At 57.9% G+C, this 24,886-nt stretch carries 24 protein-coding genes; 15 read left to right on the top strand and 9 right to left on the bottom strand.

Annotated features, from left to right (window positions below):
• Positions 1-33: 33 nt before the first annotated feature.
• From tsaE to trxA, 6 genes are read left to right on the top strand one after another with little or no spacing between them, the layout of a single operon-like run.
• The gene (gene tsaE, locus AC2FIM_RS16285) at positions 34-507 is read left to right on the top strand and encodes a tRNA (adenosine(37)-N6)-threonylcarbamoyltransferase complex ATPase subunit type 1 TsaE (protein WP_271950649.1); all 474 of its coding nucleotides are present in this window, start codon (positions 34-36) and stop codon (positions 505-507) included.
• Complete coding sequence (locus AC2FIM_RS16290) at positions 504-1,508, top strand: aminoglycoside phosphotransferase family protein (protein WP_496678635.1); 1,005 nt, start codon at positions 504-506, stop codon at positions 1,506-1,508. The genes tsaE and AC2FIM_RS16290 overlap by 4 nt, the downstream gene beginning before the upstream one ends.
• Positions 1,505-2,191 (top strand): nucleotidyltransferase family protein, encoded by a 687-nt coding sequence (locus AC2FIM_RS16295; RefSeq protein WP_271950645.1) that lies wholly within the window; start codon positions 1,505-1,507, stop codon positions 2,189-2,191. The genes AC2FIM_RS16290 and AC2FIM_RS16295 overlap by 4 nt, the downstream gene beginning before the upstream one ends.
• The gene (addB, locus tag AC2FIM_RS16300; protein WP_496678695.1) at positions 2,184-5,111 is read left to right on the top strand and encodes a double-strand break repair protein AddB; all 2,928 of its coding nucleotides are present in this window, start codon (positions 2,184-2,186) and stop codon (positions 5,109-5,111) included. Before AC2FIM_RS16295 ends, addB begins: the two co-directional genes overlap by 8 nt.
• Positions 5,108-8,467: a double-strand break repair helicase AddA gene (addA, locus tag AC2FIM_RS16305; RefSeq protein WP_496678637.1), complete on the top strand. Its 3,360-nt coding sequence runs from the start codon at positions 5,108-5,110 to the stop codon at positions 8,465-8,467. Before addB ends, addA begins: the two co-directional genes overlap by 4 nt.
• Positions 8,468-8,527: 60 nt before the next feature.
• Positions 8,528-8,848 carry a thioredoxin gene (gene trxA, locus AC2FIM_RS16310; protein WP_271950641.1) on the top strand — a complete coding sequence of 107 codons (321 nt, stop codon included), beginning with the start codon at positions 8,528-8,530 and terminating at the stop codon, positions 8,846-8,848.
• A gap of 166 nt (positions 8,849-9,014) precedes the next feature.
• Here trxA and AC2FIM_RS16315 read toward each other — a convergent pair whose 3' ends face one another.
• Positions 9,015-9,209 carry a DUF1127 domain-containing protein gene (locus AC2FIM_RS16315; RefSeq protein ID WP_142637449.1) on the bottom strand — a complete coding sequence of 65 codons (195 nt, stop codon included), beginning with the start codon at positions 9,207-9,209 and terminating at the stop codon, positions 9,015-9,017.
• Positions 9,210-9,407: 198 nt separating this feature from the next.
• Between AC2FIM_RS16315 and hslV the strand changes: the two genes are divergently transcribed.
• Positions 9,408-9,959, top strand: coding sequence for an ATP-dependent protease subunit HslV (gene hslV / locus AC2FIM_RS16320; protein ID WP_271950638.1), 552 nt, complete (start codon positions 9,408-9,410; stop codon positions 9,957-9,959).
• A 14-nt stretch (positions 9,960-9,973) separates the two neighbouring features.
• On the opposite strand, the gene AC2FIM_RS16325 is transcribed toward hslV, so the two are convergent.
• Entirely contained in the window at positions 9,974-11,215 is a 1,242-nt protein-coding gene (locus AC2FIM_RS16325) for an MFS transporter (RefSeq protein WP_496678640.1), read from the bottom strand.
• Positions 11,216-11,395: 180 nt separating this feature from the next.
• Between AC2FIM_RS16325 and hslU the strand changes: the two genes are divergently transcribed.
• From hslU to AC2FIM_RS16340, 3 genes are all read left to right on the top strand, one after another.
• Complete coding sequence (gene hslU / locus AC2FIM_RS16330) at positions 11,396-12,703, top strand: ATP-dependent protease ATPase subunit HslU (protein WP_142637444.1); 1,308 nt, start codon at positions 11,396-11,398, stop codon at positions 12,701-12,703.
• A 97-nt stretch (positions 12,704-12,800) separates the two neighbouring features.
• Positions 12,801-13,895: an alpha/beta hydrolase gene (locus AC2FIM_RS16335; RefSeq protein WP_142637442.1), complete on the top strand. Its 1,095-nt coding sequence runs from the start codon at positions 12,801-12,803 to the stop codon at positions 13,893-13,895.
• Entirely contained in the window at positions 13,895-15,112 is a 1,218-nt protein-coding gene (locus AC2FIM_RS16340) for an MFS transporter (RefSeq protein ID WP_271950632.1), read from the top strand. Before AC2FIM_RS16335 ends, AC2FIM_RS16340 begins: the two co-directional genes overlap by 1 nt.
• Here AC2FIM_RS16340 and AC2FIM_RS16345 read toward each other — a convergent pair.
• From AC2FIM_RS16345 to AC2FIM_RS16355, 3 genes are read right to left on the bottom strand one after another with little or no spacing between them, the layout of a single operon-like run.
• A complete protein-coding gene (locus AC2FIM_RS16345; RefSeq protein WP_271950630.1) occupies positions 15,109-15,696 on the bottom strand; it encodes a Smr/MutS family protein in 588 nt (195 codons plus the stop codon). The genes AC2FIM_RS16340 and AC2FIM_RS16345 overlap by 4 nt on opposite strands.
• A complete protein-coding gene (gene mltA, locus AC2FIM_RS16350) occupies positions 15,696-16,730 on the bottom strand; it encodes a murein transglycosylase A (RefSeq protein ID WP_271950628.1) in 1,035 nt (344 codons plus the stop codon). The genes AC2FIM_RS16345 and mltA overlap by 1 nt, the downstream gene beginning before the upstream one ends.
• Positions 16,727-17,386 (bottom strand): Tim44/TimA family putative adaptor protein, encoded by a 660-nt coding sequence (locus AC2FIM_RS16355; protein WP_496678644.1) that lies wholly within the window; start codon positions 17,384-17,386, stop codon positions 16,727-16,729. The genes mltA and AC2FIM_RS16355 overlap by 4 nt, the downstream gene beginning before the upstream one ends.
• 108 nt (positions 17,387-17,494) lie before the next feature.
• Here AC2FIM_RS16355 and AC2FIM_RS16360 point away from each other — a divergent pair, with 108 nt between their 5' ends.
• Positions 17,495-17,995, top strand: a complete 501-nt coding sequence (locus AC2FIM_RS16360) for an FxsA family protein (protein ID WP_142637432.1) — start codon at positions 17,495-17,497, stop codon at positions 17,993-17,995.
• A gap of 54 nt (positions 17,996-18,049) precedes the next feature.
• The gene (gene secB, locus AC2FIM_RS16365) at positions 18,050-18,547 is read left to right on the top strand and encodes a protein-export chaperone SecB (RefSeq protein WP_142637430.1); all 498 of its coding nucleotides are present in this window, start codon (positions 18,050-18,052) and stop codon (positions 18,545-18,547) included.
• A gap of 26 nt (positions 18,548-18,573) precedes the next feature.
• On the opposite strand, the gene dnaQ is transcribed toward secB, so the two are convergent.
• From dnaQ to AC2FIM_RS16385, 4 genes are read right to left on the bottom strand one after another with little or no spacing between them, the layout of a single operon-like run.
• Positions 18,574-19,296 carry a DNA polymerase III subunit epsilon gene (dnaQ, locus tag AC2FIM_RS16370; RefSeq protein ID WP_496678647.1) on the bottom strand — a complete coding sequence of 241 codons (723 nt, stop codon included), beginning with the start codon at positions 19,294-19,296 and terminating at the stop codon, positions 18,574-18,576.
• Positions 19,289-19,882 carry a dephospho-CoA kinase gene (gene coaE / locus AC2FIM_RS16375; protein ID WP_271950624.1) on the bottom strand — a complete coding sequence of 198 codons (594 nt, stop codon included), beginning with the start codon at positions 19,880-19,882 and terminating at the stop codon, positions 19,289-19,291. The genes dnaQ and coaE overlap by 8 nt, the downstream gene beginning before the upstream one ends.
• Positions 19,879-20,712 (bottom strand): shikimate dehydrogenase, encoded by an 834-nt coding sequence (locus AC2FIM_RS16380; protein WP_271950622.1) that lies wholly within the window; start codon positions 20,710-20,712, stop codon positions 19,879-19,881. Before AC2FIM_RS16380 ends, coaE begins: the two co-directional genes overlap by 4 nt.
• Positions 20,709-21,308 (bottom strand): Maf family protein, encoded by a 600-nt coding sequence (locus tag AC2FIM_RS16385; RefSeq protein WP_142637605.1) that lies wholly within the window; start codon positions 21,306-21,308, stop codon positions 20,709-20,711. Before AC2FIM_RS16385 ends, AC2FIM_RS16380 begins: the two co-directional genes overlap by 4 nt.
• Before the next feature lie 404 nt (positions 21,309-21,712).
• Here AC2FIM_RS16385 and AC2FIM_RS16390 point away from each other — a divergent pair, with 404 nt between their 5' ends.
• The 3 genes from AC2FIM_RS16390 to mnmE all read left to right on the top strand — a co-directional run bounded on the left by AC2FIM_RS16390 (position 21,713) and on the right by mnmE (position 24,876).
• Positions 21,713-22,162: a CopD family protein gene (locus AC2FIM_RS16390; protein WP_271950620.1), complete on the top strand. Its 450-nt coding sequence runs from the start codon at positions 21,713-21,715 to the stop codon at positions 22,160-22,162.
• Between the two features lie 124 nt (positions 22,163-22,286).
• Positions 22,287-23,558, top strand: coding sequence for a transcription termination factor Rho (rho, locus tag AC2FIM_RS16395; protein ID WP_142637421.1), 1,272 nt, complete (start codon positions 22,287-22,289; stop codon positions 23,556-23,558).
• A 31-nt stretch (positions 23,559-23,589) separates the two neighbouring features.
• A complete protein-coding gene (mnmE, locus tag AC2FIM_RS16400; RefSeq protein WP_281973386.1) occupies positions 23,590-24,876 on the top strand; it encodes a tRNA uridine-5-carboxymethylaminomethyl(34) synthesis GTPase MnmE in 1,287 nt (428 codons plus the stop codon).
• Positions 24,877-24,886: the final 10 nt, after the last annotated feature.

Raw genomic sequence — 24,886 nt, forward strand, 5'->3', positions numbered from 1 at the left:
GCAGCCAATCCAGCGTGGGGCCATTGTGGCGCCATGACGTTACCACCCCTCAGGATCACCCTGAATTCGCCCGAAGATACGACCAAATTTGCCAGTCGGCTGGGCGCAATTCTGCATCCGGGCGACATCCTGCTGCTGCAGGGTAAGATCGGAACCGGTAAGACCCATTTCGCGCGCAGTCTGATCCAGTCACTGATGACCCGGCCCGAGGATGTGCCCTCGCCCACATTCACGCTGGTTCAGGTCTATGACACCCGTAAAGGTGAGATTTGGCACTGCGATCTATACCGGCTTAGCGCGGTGGAGGAAGTCGAAGAGCTTGGGCTGGCCGAAGCGATGGAGCAAGCGATCTGCCTGATTGAGTGGCCCGAGAAACTGGGCCCGCTGACACCCGGTTCTGCCCTGACCCTGACATTTGAAACAGACCCGGACATGCTGGATATGCGCCACATCACCCTCACATGGACCGACGAAAAATGGGCTCAAAAACTGGAGGTCAGCGAATGACAAACCGCGCCGTCCTTGCCGAAGCTCTGATTTCACACACGCCGTGGTCCAAGGCCCGCCGAGAGCCTTTGGCGGGGGATGCCTCGAACCGCCGGTACGAGCGCCTAACCGACCCGGTCACGGGCAAGTCCGCTGTTCTGATGGATTCACCACCGGGCCAGGCGGAACCGGTCGAAGCCTTCGTACGGATGGCCCGGCATTTACAATCTATCGGACTAAGTGCCCCACAGATCTACGCCGAAGACACGCAATATGGGTTTCTTCTTCTGGAAGACCTTGGCGATGACCTGTTCGCGCGGGTTCTGGTCAAACACCCCGAGATGGAGCGGGAATTATACGAGGCGGCAACAGATGTCCTGATCACGTTGCAAGAGGCCCCGACCCTGTCGCTGCAATCTTACGGCCCGGCACTGATGACCGAACTGGCGGCCTTATCCTTCACCAAATACGCCCAAGGGGTTCTTGGCGAATATGACCGGGATGCACAGGATCGGTTCGAACACCGATTTGCTGATATCCTGCATCAAGAAACATCCGGCAGCAAAGTTGTTGTCCAAAGGGATTACCACGCGGAAAACCTGATCTGGCTCCCTGACCGCCAAGGGGTTGAGCGCGTTGGATTGCTGGATTTTCAGACCGCCATGCTGGGCCATCCTGCCTATGATCTGGTGTCTTTGCTCCAGGATGTGCGCCGCAAAGTGACGCCGGGTACGGAAATGCGGATGGTCAGCCACTATATCTCGGCTACGGGTGTCAACGATCATGATTTCCGCAGTGCCTATGCTGTGCTGGGTGCCCAGCGAAATCTGCGGATTCTTGGTGTGTTTACACGGCTTGCGACCGAGTATGGCAAACCCCATTATGTCGATTTGATCCCCGCTGCGTGGGGCCATCTGATGCGGGATCTGGATCACCCGGCGCTGGTGAATGTTGCCGACCTGCTGCGCGTGGCTCTGCCCGCGCCGACACCCGAAAACCTGAACAGGCTCAGACAGAGATGACCCGGCCCCCCAATGCCGTCATGCTGTTCGCAGCCGGGTTCGGCACCCGCATGGGCACCCTGACCCTGAACCGCCCCAAGCCGCTGATCGAGGTAGCCGGGCGCCCGTTGATCGACCACGCGCTTGATTTGGTTGACGCGCTTGGGCCGGTTCGCAAAGTGGCCAACCTGCACTATCTGCCGGATCAGCTTGAGGCGCATTTGGCACCGAAAGGCGTACTTGTTTCACACGAACAGCCCGACATTCTGGATACTGGGGGCGGATTACGGGCAGCTTTGCCCTTATTAGGGTCTGATTCAGTGTTCACGTTGAATTCAGATGCCATTTGGTCCGGCCTGAACCCGCTGACAATGCTGCGGGCCGCCTGGAACCCCGATTTGATGGACGCATTGCTAATGTGCATCCCGACCGCGCAGGCGATTGGTCATGCCGGCGCCGGAGACTTTACTGCTGATGAAACGGGCCGGATTACCCGCGGCCCCGGATTGATCTACGGAGGCGCGCAGATCATGAAGACGGAAGGGCTGGTCGAAATTCCAGACAAGGTGTTTTCGCTGAACCTGCTTTGGGATCGGATGCAAAAGAAAGACCGGCTGTTTGCCCTAACCTATCCCGGCCGCTGGTGCGATGTTGGCCATCCGGAAGGGATCGCCCTTGCTGAAGGCCTGTTGGCGGATGTTTGACCCCTCACCCCTGCCCCGCGTCTTTGCCGTACCTCCGGGTGTGGATTTTCCAAAGACGCTGGTCCGGGGGTTGAGAAATCGCTGTGCCGCTCTTCCGCCCGAGGCTTTGGCCCGAGTGGAGCTGGTTGTTAACACGCGGCGTATGGCTCGCAGGGTGCGTGAGCTGTTCGACCAGGGCCCTGCCTGTTTGTTGCCGCGCCTTTCACTGGTGACTGATCTGGGTGAAAGCGTGAATCTGGCGCAGATACCACCCGCAATCCCACCCCTGCGACGGCGGCTGGAATTGACGCAGCTGGTCTCGAAGCTGCTGGATCAACAACCGGATCTGGCGGCGCGCTCGTCTTTGTTTGACCTGTCAGACAGTCTGGCCACATTGATAGATGAGATGCAGGGCGAAGGCGTTTCACCCGAAGCGATCCGGCGGCTGGATGTCACCGACATGTCCGGGCATTGGGCCCGCGCGCAGGCGTTTATCGGGATTGCGGATCAGTTCATCGACACAGAAGACGACATCCTGGACACGCAGGCCCGGCAGCGCCGCGTGGTCGAGAACCTAATCAAACATTGGCGAGTGGATCCACCTCAGCACCCGGTCATTCTTGCCGGCTCGACGGGGTCACGGGGAACGACACTGATGCTGATGCAAGCCGTTGCCTGCCTGCCGCAAGGCGCTTTGATCCTGCCGGGTTTTGACTTTGACCAGCCCGATCAGGTCTGGGCTCAGCTGGATGCGGCGTTAACCTCTGAGGATCACCCGCAATACCGGTTCCGAAAACTCATGAACCAGCTTGGGCTGAGTCCGGATCAAATCACAGCCTGGGCCCAGGACAATCCACCCTCACCCGCCCGTAACAAACTGATATCGCTTGCGTTACGCCCTGCCCCGATCACGGATGCGTGGATGTCCGAAGGCCCGCAACTGACCGATCTGCATGGTGCAACCAAGGACCTGACCCTGGTCGAGGCGCAGTCCCCTCGGGCCGAGGCCCTGGCCATAGCACTCCGCTTGCGAGAGGCGGCTGAAACCGGCCAGACCGCCGCTCTGATCACCCCCGACCGCATGCTGACTCGTCAGGTCAGCGCTGCGCTGGACCGGTGGAACATCCTGCCCGATGACAGTGCTGGCCTGCCGCTGCAGCTGTCCCCACCCGGACGGTTCCTGCGCCATGTCGCGGCCCTGTTCGCGCGTCGATTGGACGGCGAAGCGCTGTTGACCCTGCTGAAACATCCGCTCTGTCATGACGGGGGCGAGCGTGGCTCTCATCTGTTGCACGCCCGCGATCTGGAACTGGACCTGCGCCGCCACGGGCCGCCATTTCCGGATGCCGCCAGCCTGACGGCATTTGCCATCCGCAAAGAGATGCCCGAAGGCTGGGTCCATTGGTTGGTGCAGCATTTCTGCGACCAGCAAATTGCTGATGAGTTGCCACTGGCGGATTGGGTTGATCGCCTCTGCGGGTTGGCTCAGGCCATTGCCGCCGGTCACACTGACGATTCCGGCACCCTATGGGACAAGAACGCCGGTCAAAAGGCGCTGGCGGTTGTGACCGAGCTGCGAAATGAGGCTCAGCATGGCGGCACCATGACCGCCCATGACTTTGCCGATCTGCTGGGTGCTTTGCTGGCCGGAGAAGAGGTCCGCGACCGCGACGCGCCACACCCCCGGATCATGATCTGGGGCACGCTCGAGGCCCGGGTGCAGGGCGCCGATTTGCTAATCCTTGGCGGTTTGAACGAGGGCAGCTGGCCCGAGGCGCCCGCGCCCGATCCCTGGTTGAACCGGCAGATGCGCGATAAGGCCGGGCTGTTGCTGCCAGAGCGGCGCATTGGCCTGTCGGCACATGACTTCCAGCAGGCTATCGGCGCGCCCGAGGTCTGGCTGACCCGGTCGACCCGGTCCGACGATGCCGAAACTGTTCCTTCCCGCTGGTTGAATCGGTTGACTAACCTGTTGAGCGGCCTAGCAGAACAGGGTGGCCAAACCGCCCTTGCAGAAATGCGCGGCCGAGGGCGGCAATATCTGGGATGGTCCGAACAACTTGAATACGCTCCAGAAATCAAGGCGGCACCGCGCCCATCTCCGCGCCCTCCGGTCGGGTCGCGCCCGCGCCGCCTGAGCGTCACCGAGATCAAGCGCCTGATCCGTGATCCTTATGCGATCTACGCCAAACATGTGCTGCGGTTGAAACCTCTGGACCCTTTGGTTCAGGCCCCGGATGCGCTGCTGCGCGGGATCGTGATCCATGAAATTTTGGAGCAATTCGTGAAGGACAGCGTGCTGGACACGGCCTTGCTGACACGCGAAAGCTTCCTGAAACGCGCCGAAAGCCTGCTGGTCCAGCATGTCCCATGGCCTACAGCGCGCAAATTATGGCTCGCGCGGCTGGAACGGATTGCGGATGATTTCCTGCGGGCCGAGACCACCAGGCGCAGCGATGGTGGGCCTGTGGCTTTTGAGGCCGCGATGAAACTGGCGCTCAGTCCGCTGGATTTCACCATAGTCGGGCGCGCCGACCGCATTGACCTGAACAGCCGCGGGGCGCTGCGGCTGGTCGACTATAAAACCGGTGCGCCCCCGACCGAAAGCCAGCAGGCCAAGTTTGACAAACAGTTGCTGATCGAAGCCGCAATGGCCGAGCAGGGCGGGATCGAAGGGTTTGACCCGTTGCCTGTGGCCGAAGCAATTTTTGTCGGCATGGGCGGCACCTATAAAGAGATACCCGCGCCTCTGACCAAAGAGCCGGTCGACAAGGTCCTGGCTGAGCTGAAACAGCTGATTTCCTCCTATTTAGAGCCTGACCAAGGCTTCACCTCGCGCCGCATGCTGCACAAGGATACCGATATCGGGGACTATGATCATCTGGCACGTTTCGGTGAGTGGGACCGAACCAGCAACAGTGCCCCCGAGGACCTGAAATGAGCGCCCGCAACGACGCCACCGAACGGCAGGTGCAGGCCGCACGACCCGATGCCTCGACCTGGCTGGCGGCAAATGCGGGATCTGGCAAAACGCGGGTTCTGACCGATCGGGTGGCGCGGCTGTTGCTGGACGGGGTGCAGCCGCAACACATCCTCTGCCTGACTTACACCAAGGCTGCAGCCAGCGAGATGCAAAACCGGTTGTTCAAACGCCTCGGTGAGTGGGCCATGCTGGGGGATGCTCCGCTATTGGCGCAGTTGACCGATCTGGGCGTTCAGGGTGCGATTGACCCGGACCGTCTGGCACAGGCCCGCACATTGTTTGCCCGTGCGATCGAAACGCCCGGCGGGCTGAAAATTCAGACCATCCACTCTTTCTGCGCCTCGCTGCTGCGCCGTTTCCCGCTTGAGGCCGGAGTGAGCCCTCAATTCACCGAGATGGAGGATCGGGCCGCCGCCTTGCTGCGCGAAGAAATCGTCGAGGATTTTGCCCAAGGGCCGATGGCCAATCTGATCGGCGATGTCGCCCGTTTTGTGACTGACACAGGGTTCGACAAACTGACCGCCGCCATCACGCAAAAGCGCAATCTGTTTGCGCAGGCCGTCGATTGGTCGCAGGTTTTGCAGCAATTCAATCTGCCTGCCGATTTTGACGAACAGCTCTTGCTGGGTCAGGTGTTTTTGGGGGGCGAGGTCGAACTTGTCCGCAGCGTCTTGCCCGCACTGACCGAAAGCGGTGGGAATAATGCCAAGGCAGCCACCAGGCTTGCGGCCTTCACCCGCGCCGATATCAGTGCGCTGCCGGTGCTTGAAGATGTATTTCTGACCGGAAAGGCGGCCAAGGACCCGTTTACCGCCAAGATTAACGCTTTCCCGACCAAACCCCTGCGCGAAGGTGTTCTGGCGGGTCAGATGCCACAGCTAGAGGCGTTGATGTTGCGCATTGAAGCCGCGCGTGAACAGCGGCTTGCACTGGTTGCAGCCCGTAAAACGCTGGCGCTTCATCGGTTCGCAATGGCCTTTCTGCCGGAATATGAGCGGCGCAAACAACTGCGCGGCTGGCTGGACTTTGACGACCTGATCTTGCGCGCCCGAAACGTACTGAACGACCCGGCGGTAGCGTCTTGGGTATTGTACCGGCTGGATGGCGGGATTGACCACATTCTTGTGGATGAGGCCCAGGATACCAGCCCGGACCAATGGGACGTCGTCGAAAAGTTGGCGCAGGAATTCACCAGTGGGGAGGGGGCCCGGTCCGGGATTGAGCGCACTATTTTCGTGGTGGGTGACAAGAAACAATCGATCTATTCCTTCCAGGGGGCCGACCCTCAGGCCTTTGACAGGATGCAGGCCGAATTTGGGCGGAAACTGGAAGAATCAGGCTCTAAACTGTGGGATTCTACGCTGGAATACTCGTTCCGCTCCTCCAGCGCCATTCTGTCTCTGGTCGATATTCTGTTCGAAAACCATGCCGAGGCCGGGTTTCACAAAGAAAGCCAGCACCGCGCCTTCAAGTCCGATCTGCCAGGGCGCGTCGACCTATGGCCGGTGGTCGAAAAAGTCAAAGACGAGGAAGATACCGAATGGACCGACCCGGTGGACCGCCCTGGAGCGCGCCACCATACCGTTGTTCTGGCCGAGCAGGTTGCACAGTCGATCAGGGATATGATCGAACAGGGGGAAACCATCCCCGAAGATGGCGAGGTACCGGGCAGTTTCGTCCGGCGAAAGGTACAGCCGGGGGATTTTCTGATCCTCGTCCAGCGCCGCTCGGACCTGTTTGCTGAGATCATCCGCGCCTGCAAGGCTGCCGAACTGCCGATTGCAGGGGCTGACCGGTTGAAGGTCGGAGCCGAGCTTGCGGTCAAGGACCTGGCGGCTCTGCTGAGCTTTTTGGCCACGCCCGAGGACAGCTTGTCGCTGGCCACGGTACTGAAATCTCCTCTGTTTGGATGGTCAGAACAGCAGCTTTTTGATCTGGCGCATCGGCGACAAGAGCAATTCCTTTGGGCAGCGCTGCGAAATCGGGCCGAGGAGTTTCCCGAGACGCTAGCCATTCTGAATGACCTACGCAGCCAAATCGACTTTCTGCGCCCATATGACCTGATCGAGCGGATTCTGACCCGTCATCACGGGAGGCGCCTGCTGCTGGGTCGGCTGGGCCCCGAGGCCGAAGACGGCATCAACGCGCTGTTGTCACAGGCGCTGGCCTATGAACGCACCGACATTCCAAGCCTGACAGGTTTTTTAGTCTGGATGCAGACGGACGATCTGGAGATCAAACGGCAGATGAGCGGTGTCGGCAACATGATCCGCGTGATGACCGTGCACGGATCGAAAGGGTTGGAAGCCCCCATCGTGATCCTGCCGGATACCGGCAGACGGCAAGCCCCGCGCGATGCCGAGATCATGGTGACGGATGCTAAGCCACTATGGAAAGTACCGGCAGACGCGTCCCCGGCGCTGATCGCGCAGGCGCGAGCCGAAGCGCGCGAACGGGAAGAGAATGAACGGTTGCGCCTGTTATACGTGGCGCTGACCCGTGCAGAGAAGTGGCTAATCGTCGGTGCGGCAGGGGATGTCGGCAAGGACGGAACCAGTTGGTATCAACTGGTGCAGGCGGCTATGGCGCGGGCAGGGGCAACAGCTCTGCCCAACAGTGAGATCCTGCGCTTGTCGCACGGAGATTGGCATGGTCCGGAATTTATCGAACACACAGGTGCCGTTCGTGCCCACAGCGAATTGCCGCCGACCTTCCTGAATTCCGCCCCCGCCATTGATGCGGCGCCGGAAACCCTCAGCCCGTCTGATCTGGGCGGGGCCAAGGCCTTGCCCGGGGACATGGGCCAGGATGAAGAGGCCGCCAAGCTGCGCGGCACCCGCCTGCACCTGCTGCTGGAGCATTTGCCGCGGGTCCTTCCTGAGAACTGGCCGCAGCTTTGCGCACGGGTTCTTCCCGATATGCGTGAGGCCGAGCGGCAAGGATTGCTGGCCGAGGCGCAAAATGTGTTGACGGCGGATCACCTGAAGGCAGTGTTCGCCCCCGATACCTTGGCCGAAGTCCCGGTAACGGCCGATCTGGGCGGGCGGCGTATCCATGGTGTCATTGACCGGCTGATCGTCACTGAAACGGACGTCCAAGTAATTGATTTTAAATCTAATATGACAGTTCCAGACAATGCAGCATCCTGCCCCGAAGGACTGCTGCGGCAGATGGGTGCCTATGCTGATTCATTGTCGCAGATCTATCCGGACCACGAAGTCAGAACCGCAATTCTGTGGACCCGAACAGCCCAGCTGATGTGGCTGCCACACGATCTGGTGAAAGCTGCGCTGACCCGTGCGCTGACGCCTTGACCTTGGCATACCCGACACCTAGTTTCAGTGACCAAGCATTCCCCATTCAGGAGACAGAATATGTCGACCGTAGCTGTTACCGACGATACTTTTGACGCCGAAGTCAAGAATTCCGACATCCCCGTAGTTGTCGATTTCTGGGCCGAATGGTGTGGCCCCTGTAAACAGATCGGACCCGCTCTGGAAGAGTTGGCGGCTGAATATGGCGACAAGGTCAAGATCGCCAAAGTCGATGTAGACAGCAACCCGAACTCTGCCGCCGCCATGGGCGTACGTGGCATCCCGGCGCTGTTCATCTTCAAGGATGGTCAGGTCGTTTCGAACCGCGCAGGCGCCGCACCGAAAGCCGCGCTGCAAAGCTGGATCGAAGAAGCGCTCTGATCCGGTTCGGGAAACAACGTTTGAAGGCGCCTCATTCGGGGCGCCTTTTTTCGTATCTGGGGCAAAGCGCTTCCGCCTGAATTGTCTGACTGGAAAAAGCTGCGCAGAAAAAGAAAAAGCCGCCCAGACCCGGGCGGCTTATCTTGAATTCACGAATTCTCGTGGATCAGAGGGTGGTGATATCCGCGCGGCACAGGCCGATATCGTCCAGCTGTTCATCACTGAGAGCCGACAGGGCATTGCGGGTTTTGCGGGATTCATTCCAATCGGCGGCTTTTTCAAAAGCGCCAAAAAACGCGTCCACTACATGCAGGATGGTAGCTGCTCCGAGCGGCGCATGGATATTTGCGGTAGTTGCCATTTGCGCATTCCTTATAAACAGAAACAGCCGACCCGTTGTCGGTTGTGAGCCTCATGTAGGATTTTCAACTGAGTCCCACAATTGCTGGTTTTACAGCCCCGATTTGCGTTTTTTGCATATCTTATAAGCAAGTTGTGAACTGTTGCGCTGCGGATGAGACCGGCCCATATAGAACAGCAGGCGAAAACGGAGGCCCCCATGGCAGACAGCGACTTTCCCGGTTGGCACGGCACAACCATTATTGGCGTCAAAAAAGGCGGGCAGGTGGTCATTGCCGGGGACGGGCAAGTCAGCTTGGGCCAGACCGTGATCAAAGGGACCGCGCGCAAGGTACGCCGCCTGTCACCCGGCGGGTTCGAGGTTGTCGCAGGCTTCGCCGGATCAACCGCCGATGCCTTTACCCTGCTGGAACGTCTGGAAACCAAGCTTGAGGCCACACCCGGCCAACTGGCCCGCGCCTCGGTCGAGCTGGCCAAGGACTGGCGCACCGACAAATACCTGCAAAAGCTTGAGGCGATGCTGATCGTCACTGATGGCAAGGATCTGCTGGTGATTACCGGGGCAGGGGATGTGCTGGAGCCGGAACACAACGTGGCTGCCATCGGATCGGGTGGCAATTTTGCCCTGGCAGCGGCGCGCGCGATGATGGATGGCGACAGACCGGCGGAACAAGTCGCCCGCGAAGCCATGGCCATCGCCGCCGATATCTGCGTCTATACCAATGGCAATCTCACGGTTGAGACGATCTAAGACGCAGAACTGTCTCAGGCCAACAGCTCTCGGATCTCTTTGCCTTTCCACCGCTTATGCATCCCGACCAGCCCCAACAGGGCGGTCAGGATCACGATGTAGTAGGGCAGGCGGATGTCGATACTCATCAACCCGCCGCCGATCAGGGACATGACGCCCCCGGCCAAACAGAAGACAGCCGTGGTCACCCCCATGACCCAGCCTTGATCGGTGTCGCTGACACTGGAGGAAAACAGGCCCAGCAGTGTCGGGTATGAGACGCCAAAGAAGAAATAGAAGAAAAAGACCGGGACATAGCTCAGCACACCGCTGGGGCTGAAGGCGAAACCTAGGCCGCTGATCACCATCACAACCAGTGAGACATAGATGATCTGGTGTTTGCTGAACCGTTCTTGCGCAGGTTTGACCAGGAAGGTGCTGGAAAAGGCCAGCGCAACCCCAATGACGACCATGGCCATGCTGCCGCCGATGACCCCGTATCCAAATGCACTGGTCAGGAAGTTGTCGACAAACACATAGAAGGTCACATTGGCGATCATGAACAGGCCATAGACCGGCATGATTTTCAGAACCATCGGATGTTCGCGCACCGCTATCAGGCTGTCGGTGATATCGCGGGGGCGAAAGACAAAGGGCTCACGCTCGGTCCGGGTATCCTTGAAATACGCGGCGACAAGGAAAATGGCGATCAACACCAGAACAAAGGCGCCGTAGAATGGCGTTTTCAGCGTCGCCGCGCTGCCCAGCAGGGCCGAGTCCGACAGGACCGCGCCAATAATGGGACCGCCAACCAGGCCAAAGCTGACACCTGTCACGATATAGCCCATGTTGCGGTCGCGGTCAGCGGCATCGGTGCTGCCGTCAATCATTGCCGCCTGCGCGATAGGCTGGTTGCCAGCCGTAAACCCGGTGATCGACCGGCCGACAATCAACAGCAGAAGGCTGTTGAGATACAGCGCAGTGATGGTCAGCGCATAACCTATCAATGCCCCTCCCAGACACACTAGCAGCGCGTTCTTGCGACCAATGGAATCTGAAACCTTAGAGACATAGACCACGCCCAGAAACCAGGACAGAAAGAAACAGCCAATCACCAAGCCGTAGTAGAAATGCCGGGTGCCCATGGAGGTGTTTTCAGGCAGGAACCCCGATTTCGTCTCCATGATCAATGAGTTGATGATCGGAAAGACTAACCCTTGCCCGATCAGGTCGACAAACACGACAAACAGCAGGGTGATCTTGGCAATCTTGGTCATTTCCGCGCTCCAGGCCCTCAACGCTTTGAAATCACTGTACCAGAGGCCGGGCGCTTTACCTATGGAAAGCATTTGCAAACCGGGTGGGGCGTTGCTAACCAACGCTGCCGCTGTTGTTTTCGCCGTTGCGGTGATTACCTAGACCGCAGCCAACTTATGCCGACCGAAAGGACTGCCCCCGTGACCGACCTGACCCCGCGCGAGATTGTCTCGGAACTGGATCGCTTTATCATCGGGCAGAAGGATGCCAAGCGCGCGGTCGCCGTGGCGCTGCGTAATCGCTGGCGGCGCAAGCAACTGGCTGATGACATCCGGGATGAGGTTTATCCCAAGAATATCCTGATGATCGGCCCCACCGGCGTTGGCAAGACTGAGATCAGCCGGCGTTTGGCCAAGTTGGCCCGCGCACCCTTCATCAAGGTCGAGGCCACCAAATTCACCGAGGTTGGATATGTTGGCCGCGATGTGGAACAGATCGTGCGTGATCTGGCCGATGCCGCGATCCTGCAGACCCGTGAATTCATGCGTGAGGACGTCAAAGCCAAGGCCCATCAGGCCGCCGAAGACCGGGTGATTACTGCCATTGCCGGGGAAGACGCACGTGAGGGCACCCGCGAGATGTTCCGCAAAAAGCTCAAATCCGGAGAGCTGGACGACACAGTGATCGAGCTGGAACTGACGGATACCTCAAGCCAGATGCCGATGTTCGATATCCCTGGCCAACCGGGCAGTCAGATGGGGATGATGAATCTGGGCGATATTTTCGGCAAGGCCTTTGGCGGGCGCACCGTCAAGAAACGCCTGACCGTCGCCGAAAGCTATGACATGCTGATCGGGGAAGAGGCCGATAAACTGCTGGATGACGAAACCGTAAACCGCGCGGCGCTGGAATCGGTTGAACAGAACGGCATCGTGTTTCTTGACGAGATCGACAAGGTTTGCGCCCGTTCGGACGCACGCGGCGGTGATGTCAGCCGCGAGGGGGTGCAGCGTGACCTGTTGCCTCTGATCGAAGGCACAACCGTCTCCACCAAGCATGGGCCGGTCAAAACCGACCACATTCTTTTCATTGCCTCTGGCGCGTTTCATATTGCCAAACCGTCCGACCTGTTGCCGGAACTGCAGGGGCGCCTGCCGATCCGTGTCGAGCTGCGCGCACTGACCGAAGAGGATTTCGTCCGCATCCTGACCGAGACAGACAACGCGCTGACCCGCCAGTACACTGCCTTGATGGGCACCGAGGATGTCACGGTCAGCTTTACCGAGGACGGCATCGCGGCCCTGGCGAAAATCGCAGCGGATGTGAACCAAAGCGTCGAGAATATCGGCGCACGTCGGCTTTACACCGTGATGGAGCGCGTATTCGAGGAATTGTCTTTCACAGCCCCCGATCAGGCCGGTTTGGAAATCACCGTGAATGCACAGTTCGTTGACGACAATCTTGGTGAGCTGACAAAGTCTACGGACCTCAGCCGTTACGTTCTGTAATATCTCCAGCCGGTTTTTGCCGGTCCGCGTCATTGACCCCGCTGGACCTGGGATCAGAATAGAGTAGCGTGTGCGCAAATTCCTTAGGGGGCGACAGGTGCTGCGCTATATTATTTTTGTCCTGACTGCGGCAACGCTTGCCGCATGTGTCGACCGGACCGTATCTCAAACCGTGCCCTCGGCACTGGACATTGGCACGCCCAAAACCATTTACGCAGCAACCACCCGCGCGCGCGAAGCGGACGGATCCTATGGGTACCGCCGCAGCGATCAGCTGCAGTTTCTCGAGATGACGGTCTCGATTCCACCCAATCACACACCCGGGACATTGGATTTTTCCTATGCCGACCCGGACCCGGAAAATCAGTTCGTGATGGCTGATGAAGACGAGCTTGCCGGACCCCAGGGCCTTGCCTCGCGACTAAGAGGTGTGGACGAGGTTTCGATCTTTATCCACGGCTATAACACGACCCAGTCGGAAACAGTGTTCCGCGCCGCGCAGTTGGAACATGATCTGGAAATACCGGGTGAAACCATGGTCTATTCCTGGCCAAGCCAGGCAACGGGTTATGGCTATGCCTATGACATCGACAGCATGCTGTTCGCCCGTGATGGTCTGGAACAAACTGTTCGCCAGCTGAAATCAATGGGGGTCGATCGGGTTATCCTTGTGGCGCATTCCATGGGCACCGCCCTGACGATGGAGATGATGCGGCAGGCCGAGCTGCGCGAACCGGGCTGGTCGCATCGGAATATCGAAGGGGTTGTTCTGATCGCACCGGATCTGGATGTCGATCTGTTCCGGTCGCAGATGGACAGCATCAAAACGCTGCCTGACCCGTTCATTGTGATGATCTCACGCAAAGACAGGCTGCTGAGTATATCCGCACGCCTGCGCGGTACCGCCAAAAGCGAACGTCTGGGAAATATCAGCTCGGCCGATGCGCTGTCCGAATATAAGATCAGTATTCTGGATACGACCGCCTTCAACAGCGATGCCGGGTCGTCTCATTTCGTGGCTGCAACCTCTCCGGCGCTTTTGGCGATTATCAATTCCGCCCGCCGGGTCAGCAGTACCTTTGGCAGGCAACGCGGGATTGACGTGATCGCCCCCGCCGAGGTCCGCAACCCGACCGGGGCGACCGAGATTGAGCTGACCGAGACCGGGCAGGCCAAGGTCAGCTCTCCGTAATGTCCTTTCACCTGGGGCATTATCTGAAAGCAAATGCCTCATGGCTTGGCGCCGGAGTTCTGCTGACTTTTCTGTCCTGTTTTGGGCAAACGTTCTTCATCTCGATCTTTTCCGGCGAAATTCGTGCGACGTTCGGGCTGAGCCATGGGGCCTGGGGTGGGATCTATTCGCTGGGTACGACCGCATCCGCCATCATCATGATCTGGGCGGGCGGACTTACGGATATCTTCCGGGTGCGTGTGCTCGGCCCCGCTGTCCTGGCTGGGCTAGCCGTGGCGGCGCTAGCGATGGCGTTGAACCGCTGGCTGATCCTGCTACCGCTGGTGATCTTCCTGTTGCGCCTGTTCGGGCAGGGGATGAGCACCCATCTTGCCTTGGTCGCGATGGCGCGTTGGTTTACCACAACGCGCGGCAAGGCCTTGTCGATCGCCTCGGTCGGATTTGCGGTTGGCGAAGCGCTTTTGCCGGTAATCTTTGTCGCTGCGATGGTGTTTTTGGATTGGCGCCTGCTCTGGATCATCTCGGCAGGTATTTGTGTGGCCGGCATTCCGATTCTGCTGCGCTTGCTTCGGCAAGAGCGCACACCGCAAAGTCTGGCCAGCGAGTACTCAGCAGCAGGTATGCAGGGGCGGCACTGGACACGCACCGACGCTTTGCTGAACCCGTTGTTCTGGTTCATGGCCCCCGCCTTGCTGGGTCCTTCTGCCTTTATCACCGCCTTCTTCTTTCATCAGGTCCATCTGGCCGAGGTCAAAGGCTGGCAACATATCGAGTTGGTGGCGCTGTTTCCCGTCTACACAGGTGTTTCCCTGATCTCGATGTTTGTCGCGGGATGGGCACTGGATAAATGGGGAACCGCCCGAATGATGCCCTTTTATCAGGTGCCAATAGCTATCGGCTTCATGTTGGCGGCTGCAAGCACCTCGATTGGGGGTGCGGTTGCTGCATTGGTCTTTCTGGGGCTTACCGTCGGCGCAAACAGCACCTTGCCCAGTGCGTTCTGGGCGGAATTCTATGGAACCCGTCATATTGGCGCGATCAAGGCCATGGCCACGGCGGTCATGGTCCTTGGGTCGGCGATTGGCCCCGGACTGACCGGCGTGTTGATTGATCAGGGGGTTCCGCTGGACACGCAGTTCCTGTGGATCGGCGTCTTCTTTTTGCTGGTTTGTCTGCTGACCTGGATTGGCATCAGCCGCGCCGCACGCACGCTTTAGCGACTGCGACGCAGATAGACATAATAGGCCCCGTCGCCACCATGGCTGATATGCGCGGGCGTCACCTGCATCACAGCCTGTGCCAAGGGCGGTAGGGACAGCCATTGCGGCACCTGATTGCGCAAGACGCCGCGCGGAGTGGGGATGGGGCCGGGCTCATCCCGATCTTTGCCCTTTCCGGTCACCACCAGAACCAGGCGCTTGCCCGAAGCCTGCGCGGTTAGCACAAAGCGCACCAGCGCCGGATAGGCCGTGTCCATCCGCAAGCCATGCAAGTCCAACTTGCCCTCGGGCCGGAGCTTGCCACGTTTCATCCGGGCAAAAGCCTTGCTGTCCATTTGCACCGGGTTGGCGCGTAACCCTTCGGTAACGGATGGTTTCAACACATGCCGCACACCCCTGCCAGCCGCGTTCTGCCCGACTTCAAACGCCTCGATCCGGGGCTTAAAGGTCTTTGTCGGTTTCGGCTTGGGCAATGAGGTGGGGTGCACCGACTGCGGCAGTTCGGGATGCAGGCGATCTGCCTGTTTGGTCACCTTGCGCCACAGATCCATTTCGTCAGGGGTCAATTTGCGGCGCGACATCAGAACTCGTCCGGCAAAAGAGCATATGCGCGCTGAATCGGCAGCAGTACCACCATGCGACCCGGATCTTTCAGGCGCCCCGCTGCAGCCCCTGCGGCATCGCCGGTTCCAAAGAAAATATCAGCCCGTTGCGCGCCCTTGATGGCCGACCCGGTATCCTGAGCGATCATCAGCCTGCGCAAAGGATCCTTGCCGTCCTTTTCGACCCAGACTGGAGCACCCAGCGGTGTGTATGCCGGATCGGCGGCAATGCTGCGCATGGTAGTGACCGAACGGTTCATCGCACCCAGAGGGCCAAATTCCGGTGCAACACGATTCACCTCGCGGAAGAACACATAAGACGGGTTGTGAAACAGCAATTCGGTACCCGCCTCGGGATTCTTGCGGACCCAGGATTTGATCATCTGCGCACTGACCTGATGCGCACCCAGGGCACCGCGCCGGATCAGTTCGGACCCGATCGAACGATAAGGATGCCCATTGGCGCCCCCATAACCGACCCGCAGCGCCCTCCCATCGGGCAACCGGATACGGCCTGAGCCCTGAATCTGCAGAAAGAACAGCTCGACTGGGTCGTCCACCCAGGCGATTTCAAGACCGCGGCCCTGCATGACATCACCGGTCAGCAGATCGCGACGGGATAACCATTTTTCGGCTCCGCGCGCCTCAGGAGGCATTTTATAGATCGGGTATTTATACCGCTCCGATCTGGTTTTGGACCCGTCCAGTTCGGGTTCAAAATAGCCTGTGAACAGGCCATCCTTCCCGTCTTCGACCAGAACGGGACGGAAGAACAGCTCAAAAAATGACCGGGCCGCATCGGGCTTATAGGTGCGCGCCACGCCGCACAATGCCTGCCAGTCCGGATCATCCAGATCACCGCACGTGTTCAGAAAAACCGAAAGGGCCGCCCCGTGATCATCGGCGGCCCAACCATTCAGGTCATCATAGGACAGTATGGATCGTGTCACCTCGGCGCTGGCAGAGGTGGTCATGACAGCCACCAGGAAAAGCGACCGAAACGCTTCAATCATGCGTCCGTGGCAACAAGCAGCCAGTTCGGATCGTCCGAGCCCATAACGCGGGCAAAGGTCCAGCTGTCCTTTTGACGTTTAACCGTGTTTGGGTTGCCCTCGATGATATCGCCACCACGATCCCGCACGGCCGAAGTCAGCTCACCAACAAATTTCATGGTGATTTCGGCCTGGTTGGTATCCTTGTCAAAGCTCACATCTGCCAGTGTGGTTTCGCGCACACCGATAAATTCGGCCTCGATGGTCAGCCCCTGATCCTCGCGCGCGGCAACGACCGAAACAAAGGTATCAAATACCTCTTCCGACAGGAAGGGCTGGATTTCATCCAGATTGCCCTTTTCGAACCCCATGACGATCATCTCATAAGCGCCGCGAGAGCCCTGAACAAATTCACCCACCGAAAAGCCCGGCTCGATCCGTTTCATAGCGGATAGGGTCTGCGCCTGTTCGCTGTCCTCGGGCACGTGATCGGTAATGTCGTGATCTGGCCCGCCCTCAATCACCTCAAAATCACGGCGCGACTTATTGGCTTCGGACTGTTGTTGAAGCGGGGGTTTCTCAAAACCCTCACGTGTACCCAGTACGCTTTTCAGGCGCAGGATCAGGAAAACGGCAATTCCGGCCAGGACCAGCAACTGGATCATTGGTTCGTTCATTTCATCCTCTTGGTCAGACCGCGACTTTGTATACACGGCCTCTTGCCACTATGTAGGTGACAGTTCGGGACAAGTCTACCGCCCGACCTGCAGTAAAGGATAATGCAAATGTACCTGTTCCTGGCTTTTTTACTTGTTCCGATCATCGAAATCGGCCTGTTCATTCAGGTTGGTGGGCTAATCGGACTGTGGCCAACCCTTGCGATCGTGGTTCTAACGGCCGTTCTGGGTACCGCTTTGGTGCGGACACAAGGTCGCATGGCGCTGGAAAACCTGCAACGATCCTTTGCAGAGCTTGACGACCCGACCGAACCTTTGGCCCATGGCGCGATGATCTTGCTGTCTGGTGTCTTGCTGCTGACACCGGGGTTTTTCACCGATGCCGTTGGATTTGCGCTGTTAATCCCTGGCGTCCGGGTCTCTGTATTCCGTTATCTCCGCTCGAAGGTCACAATCACGCAGTTTCAGATGGGCGGCGGGACGCAGTTCAGGACCGGGCCCCAAGCATCGACCCAGGGCGATGTGGTCGACGGTGAATACACCGAGGTTCGTCCCCGTCAGAACCCGTCAAAGCCATCGAAATGGGTCGAAGGGCCGCACCAGCATTGAGGTGCCTCGCCCAACTTGCTAAGCAGTGGCGAATTTCAGTTTCGGAGTAGACCCATGGCCGAAGACGGCGCCCAAGAAAACACCGCGGCCCAGACCGCACCCCAGATCCAGATGCGCGTTCTGGGACAATTCATTCGCGATATGTCCTTTGAAAACGTGATGGCGCAAAAAGGCGTGTCTGGCGATGTCCAGCCCGAGATCGCGGTTCAGGTCAATCTGGACGCCAAAAAGCGCCCGGCTGAGCATCAATACGAGGTGTCGATCAAGCTGAACCTCAAATCCAAAGCCAAGGGCATGGAAGACATCCTGTTCCTGTGCGAGCTGGATTATTGCGGCCTGTTCCATGTGGAAGGTGTCGCCGAAGACCAGCTGCATCCGTTCCTGATGATCGAATGCCCGCGCATGCTGTTCCCGTTCCTGCGCCGCATCGTCAGCGACATCACGCGCGATGGAGGATACCCGCCGGTTAACCTGGACAATATTGATTTTGTCAGCCTGTACCGGAATGAATTGATGCGTCGCCAAGCCGAGACGCAAAAGACTCAGGCCTAATCAGCCCTCCCCGCGCCGGAGTGATCTCAGGCGCGGGACCAAAGGGCGTTTTCGCCCAGTTTATCAATAAATTTCTCATGCGCCGCGCGTTCGTCTTGGGTGATCCGGGACGGCAAGGCATCTTTGCGCGGCGATGGCCGCCACTCTTCTGCTCCGCCAACCGAAGAAGACGCAGAGGTCGACAGCCCGAAATCTGGCTGACGTCCGCCGATCAGCTCAAGATAGACCTCAGCGAGAATTTCAGAGTCGAGCAACGCCCCGTGCAAGACCCTGTTCGAGTTGTCTATGTTGAACCGCCGGCACAACGCATCCAGCGAGGCGGGCGAGCCCGGAAACCGTTTGCGCGCAATCGCCAGCGTATCCAGCGCCTGATCCATCGGGATCGGCGCCAGACCCATCCAGCCCAGCTCGGCATTCAGGAATTTCATGTCGAATGACGCATTGTGGATCACCAGTTTCGAGTCAGCGACAAAATCCCGAAACCCCTGACCAACCTTGGCAAAAACCGGCTTGTCCTTAAGCGTGACCTGACCTTTTTCCACCGGGCGGGGTGGTTCCAGCAGGTCGGGGCCAATGCCGTGCACGCCAAACGCCTCTTCGGGCATGAACCGTTGAGGGTTGATATAGACGTGATAGGTTTCGCCCGTGGCGACGTGATTCCAAAGCTCAACCGCACCGATTTCCACAATCCGGTCGCCGCTTTCAGGATCAAAGCCTGTGGTTTCTGTATCGAGTACGATCTCACGCATCTGTCAGCCCTGCTCGTATCTGTCTGACCACATCCTGCACTTGCGCGCGGGCGTGGTCCAGACTGTCCGTGACGATCACAAAATCAGACCGCGCGCATTTTTCGTCATTCGGCATCTGCTTGGCTTTGATCTGCTCGAACTGCGCCTCGGTCATGGTACCGCGCGCCATCACGCGGCGTTTCTGCTCGTCAGCCGGGACCGAGACACAGGCGACCGCATCCATCGCCGCATCTCCACCGGTTTCAAAAAGCAGCGGAATATCGAAAACAAGAATATCTGCGGTGGCTTGTTCCCGGAACACCGCTCGATCCGCCGCCACCAGCGGGTGAACAATGGCCTCAATCGCTTTCAGCGCCGCTGGGTCTGCCGAAATGAACCGTTTCAATACTTCCCGGCTAACCGCGCCGTCGATAATGGCCTCAGGAAACGCCCTACGCATCGGCTTGATCGCTGTCCCGCCACGCGCGTATAGCCGATGCACGGCGGCATCTGCGTCCCACAACGCACAGCCTTCGTCGACGAACATGCTGGCAGTTGTGCTTTTTCCCATGCCGATAGAACCGGTCAGGCCAAGTGCAAAGCTCATCCCAGCACCGCAGCACGCAAATCAGAAGTGACTTCAGGGCGCACCCCAAACCAGCTTTCAAATCCAGGTACGGCCTGATGCAACAACATGCCAAGGCCATCTACGGGTGTGCATCCCGCCTGTTCTGCTGTTTGCAGCAAACGTGTCTTAAGTGGCGCATAGACCAGATCGGTGACTATGGCACCCGGCTGTAACCCGTCCAGAGGCACCCGCAGCTCGGGCTGGCCGTGCATCCCAAGCGAACTTGTGTTGACCACAAGTTCCGCATCTTCAACCACGTTGCCCGCTTTCAACCAATCCACCACCGTTATGGTCGTGCCAAACTCTTCCTTCAGGCGATCTGCACGTGAGCGCGTCCGATTGGTCAACAAAATCTCGGGCACACCGGCATCGACCAACGCTTGAAGAACCGCACGCGCTGCGCCTCCGGCACCAAAGACAACCGCGGGGCCATCCGCTGGAATCCAATCTGGGGCGCCGCTGCGCAGGTTCTGCATGAACCCGTACCCATCGGTGTTATCCGCATGGATCGAACCGTCGGGCTGAAACACAAGCGTATTAGCAGCCCCGATCTGCCTGGCCCGGTCCGAAGCCGTATCCGCCAGATCCAAGGCCACCTCTTTATGGGGCACTGTGATGTTGGCCCCGACAAATCCGGCTTTGGGCAAGGTTCGTAGAACAGCCTCAAGATCATCCGGTGCGACATCCATGGGGATATAGTGACCGGCCAGGCCATAAGTTTTCAGCCAATGGCCATGCAGTATTGGGGATTTCGAATGGGAAATCGGATGCCCGATCACACCCGCCAGCGGGATCTGCTTACCACTCATTGATCAATCACCCCTTTGACCGCAAGAAAATTCAACAGCTCCAATAGGGGCATACCCAAAACGTTAAAATAGTCACCGTCAATGGTTGCGAACAGCCGCACGCCTTCTTCCTCAAGCTTATAGGCCCCGACAGCGTGACGGATGCTGTCCCAGTTGCGCGCAACATAGTCGCGTAGATAGGCGTCCGAACTCATCCTCATCCGCAGGCGCACCTGACCTACATGTCGCCAGATCGGCTCGCCATTCTGATAGATGACGGCTGCGGATAACAGCATATGCCGCTTGCCCCGCATCGCTTTGAGCTGCGCCAGCGCATCCTCGGGCGATTGCGGTTTGGACAAAAGCTGACCTTCGAAATCCAGCACCTGATCACATCCCAGAACCATCGGCCCCGGCACCTTGTCGCTGACCTTGCGGGCTTTCATCTCTGCCAGAGTATCGGCAATATCACGTGGAGATGCCTCTTCGGCCAGCAAAGCCCGTTTGGCGGTCTCTTCGTCCACGCGTGCAGTTTGAACGGTAAACCGCACTCCCGCATTCTCTAGCAACTGCGCACGAATGGATGACCCCGAGGCCAATATGATGGGGACAGAAATGTGGAAAACCCCCTGAGCAAATGGTTGATCGTTCAAGGATGGTTTGTATGGTTTTCCTGTTGACACGCAAGCCCGGTGTTTTCGCGAAAAACTTCTATGAGTCGCCCGAACCCTGTCCAGTCTGGACAAGGATAACTTTGAACATCGGGACAAGCGGGATATCCCAGCTTATTCATCAAGTTATCCCCTGAATTCTACGTCCTATATAATCATAACATATTGTTTTATTGTTATTTTTTATGAAATCAACAGAATTACCCAGTTCTCGGGTGAAACTATCCACTTGGGGAAAACAGATGGGTAAATAAGTAATCCACGGAATTTGATCTCCCTACAAAACCATCATCCTTTCTCTTTTCCTATTTTTTTTATAGGGAGAGATCCAAACCACGCCCGGAGCTGGAATGACTGATCTTCTTTTCGCCATCTATCCTTGGGCGAAGTCCCTGCACATCATGGCCGTGATCTCTTGGATGGCCGGTTTGTTCTATCTGCCTAGATTGTACGTCTATCACGTAGAAAAAGCCCAAGGCGTTGACGGGGCGCAGGAGATCTTCTTTGAAATGGAAGAAAAGCTGCTGCGGGTGATCATGCGCCCGGCGATGTACGTGGCCTGGGCCTGCGGCCTGATCATGGTACTCACTCCAGGCATAGTCGGCTGGGATTTTGCCTGGCCCTGGGTCAAAGGCGCAGCAGTGATTGCGATGACTTGGTTCCACTACTGGCTGATGGAACGTCGAAAGGACTTCTTAGAGGGCCGAAATACGCTCACTGGGCGGCAGTATCGCATGATGAACGAGGTGCCTACCATTTTGATGGTTATCATCGTTCTGGCGGTCGTTCTGAAGTTCTGAGCAGCTATTTGACTCTTTGTAGGTAAGCGCTTATTTATCGCGTAACACGCCCGTCCGGGCGGCGTATCTTCCGTATTGAAATTCCAGTCCGAGCCGCATCCATGCGGCCAAGGTTCTTATCATCATGTCTAATGAATCCCTCAATCTGGCCGATCTGAAAGCCAAAAGCCCCAAAGACCTTTTGGCGATGGCCGAAGAGCTTGAGATCGAAAACGCCTCGACCATGCGAAAAGGCGAGATGATGTTCCAGATTCTGCGTGAACGCGCAGATGAAGGCTGGACCGTGGGCGGCGATGGCGTACTTGAAGTTCTGCAAGATGGGTTCGGGTTCCTGCGTTCGCCCGAGGCGAACTATTTGCCCGGTCCTGATGATATCTATGTCTCGCCAGAAATGATCCGCCAGCATTCGTTGCGCACCGGTGATACGGTCGAAGGTGATATCAAGGCGCCGGACGAGAACGAACGGTATTTCGCACTGATCAAGGTCACCAAGATCAATTTCGAAGATCCCGAGAAAGCCAGGCATAAAGTTGCTTTCGACAACCTGACACCGCTTTATCCGGATGAGCGCCTGAAGATGGAGGTCGAAGACCCAACCATCAAGGACAAGTCCGCCCGTGTCATCGATCTGGTTTCGCCGATCGGTAAAGGTCAGCGGTCGTTGATTGTGGCACCGCCACGGACCGGTAAGACGGTGATCCTGCAGAATATTGCGAACTCGATCGAAAAGAACCACCCTGAGTGCTATCTGATCGTCCTACTGATCGACGAGCGGCCGGAAGAGGTGACTGACATGCAGCGTTCGGTGAAGGGCGAGGTCGTGTCGTCGACCTTTGACGAACCCGCCACCCGCCACGTTGCCGTATCTGAGATGGTTATCGAAAAAGCCAAGCGTTTGGTCGAGCATAAACGAGATGTTGTTATTCTTCTCGACTCGATCACAAGACTTGGTAGGGCATTTAACACCGTGGTTCCATCCTCGGGTAAGGTTCTGACCGGCGGTGTGGATGCAAACGCTCTGCAACGGCCTAAGCGATTCTTTGGTGCGGCACGGAATATCGAAGAAGGCGGCTCGCTGACCATCATCGCCACTGCGCTGATTGATACCGGCAGCCGGATGGACGAAGTCATCTTCGAAGAATTCAAAGGCACCGGTAACTCGGAAATTGTTCTGGATCGTAAGATCGCAGATAAGCGCGTGTTCCCGGCTATCGACATCCTCAAATCCGGTACGCGGAAAGAGGATTTGCTGGTCGATAAGGGTGATCTGGCCAAGACCTTTGTTCTGCGCCGTATCCTGAACCCGATGGGCACTACCGATGCGATCGAGTTCCTGTTGTCCAAGTTGAAACAGACCAAGACAAATGGCGAGTTCTTCGATTCGATGAACACCTGACACAGGTCCTGGACGCAAGCGAGGCGGTCGAATGGATACGATATTCGCCTTGGCCAGCGCGCAAGGCAAGGCAGGGGTGGCGGTCATCCGTCTCTCGGGCCCCTTGGCGCATCCTGCCGCGGCTGCTCTTTCCGGTGCTGCTTTGCCCTCCCGCGGGATGCGGGTGCGCAGCCTGTATGGCAAAGACGGATCGCGCCTGGATGATGGGGTAGTTCTGACCTTCCAGGCCCCGGCCAGCTTTACTGGCGAAGACGTGGCAGAGCTACAGATTCACGGCAGTACAGCGGCTGTCAACGCCGTCATGCGCTGCCTTGCGGACATGGACGGTTTGCGCCTGGCCGATCCCGGGGAATTCACCCGCCGTGCCTTGGAAAACGGCAAAATGGATTTGACACAGGTCGAGGGCCTTGCCGATCTGATCGACGCTGAGACAGAAGCTCAACGCAAGCAAGCACAGATCATTCTGGCCGGAGAGCTTGGGAATTTGGCTGAACGCTGGCGGCGCGATTTGATCCGCGCCGCATCGCTGCTTGAGGCAGTGATTGATTTTGCCGATGAAGAGGTGCCAACCGATGTTACCCCTGAAGTACGCCAGTTGATCACAGATGTCATTGCAGATTTACAACGTGAAGCTGAAGGGGTTCGTATTGCAGAACGCATTCGAACCGGGTTCGAGGTTGCGATTGTTGGCTTGCCAAATGCCGGAAAGTCGACATTGCTGAATGCTCTGGCAGGTCGCGATGCAGCGATCACGTCGGAATATGCCGGCACAACGCGCGATGTGATTGAAGTTCGAATGGACCTTGAGGGACTTCCCGTTACTTTGTTGGATACAGCGGGCTTGCGGGAAACCGACGATCACGTCGAAAGCCTGGGAATTGAGCGGGCCAAAAAGCGCGCCGAGGCCGCCGATCTGCGCGTATTTCTGACTGATGATCCAAAAGAGCTGGGCGTTCAGCTGTTGGAGGGAGATATTCAGGTTCTTCCGAAATCCGATCTGAGAAACAGTTCTGATGAAGGAATCTCAGGGAAAACCGGGCAGGGTGTGGATCGGTTGATTTCCAACATATCGCGTGTTTTAGGTGATCGAACTACTACCCATGGTATCGCCACGCGTGAAAGGCATCGTATAGCGCTGATCACAGCGCGCGATGCACTTAGTGCTGCAATCGCTGTTCTGGAATCAGGTCCCGACCTGTATGATATCGCAGCCGAGGAACTGAGGACCGCGATCCGCGCTTTGGAAGCTCTGGTTGGCAGAATTGGTGTAGAAGACTTGTTGGATGAAATATTCTCAAGCTTCTGCCTGGGAAAGTAAGGAGTGTTTC

The organism is Ruegeria sp. CDSC052, from assembly GCF_059610685.1.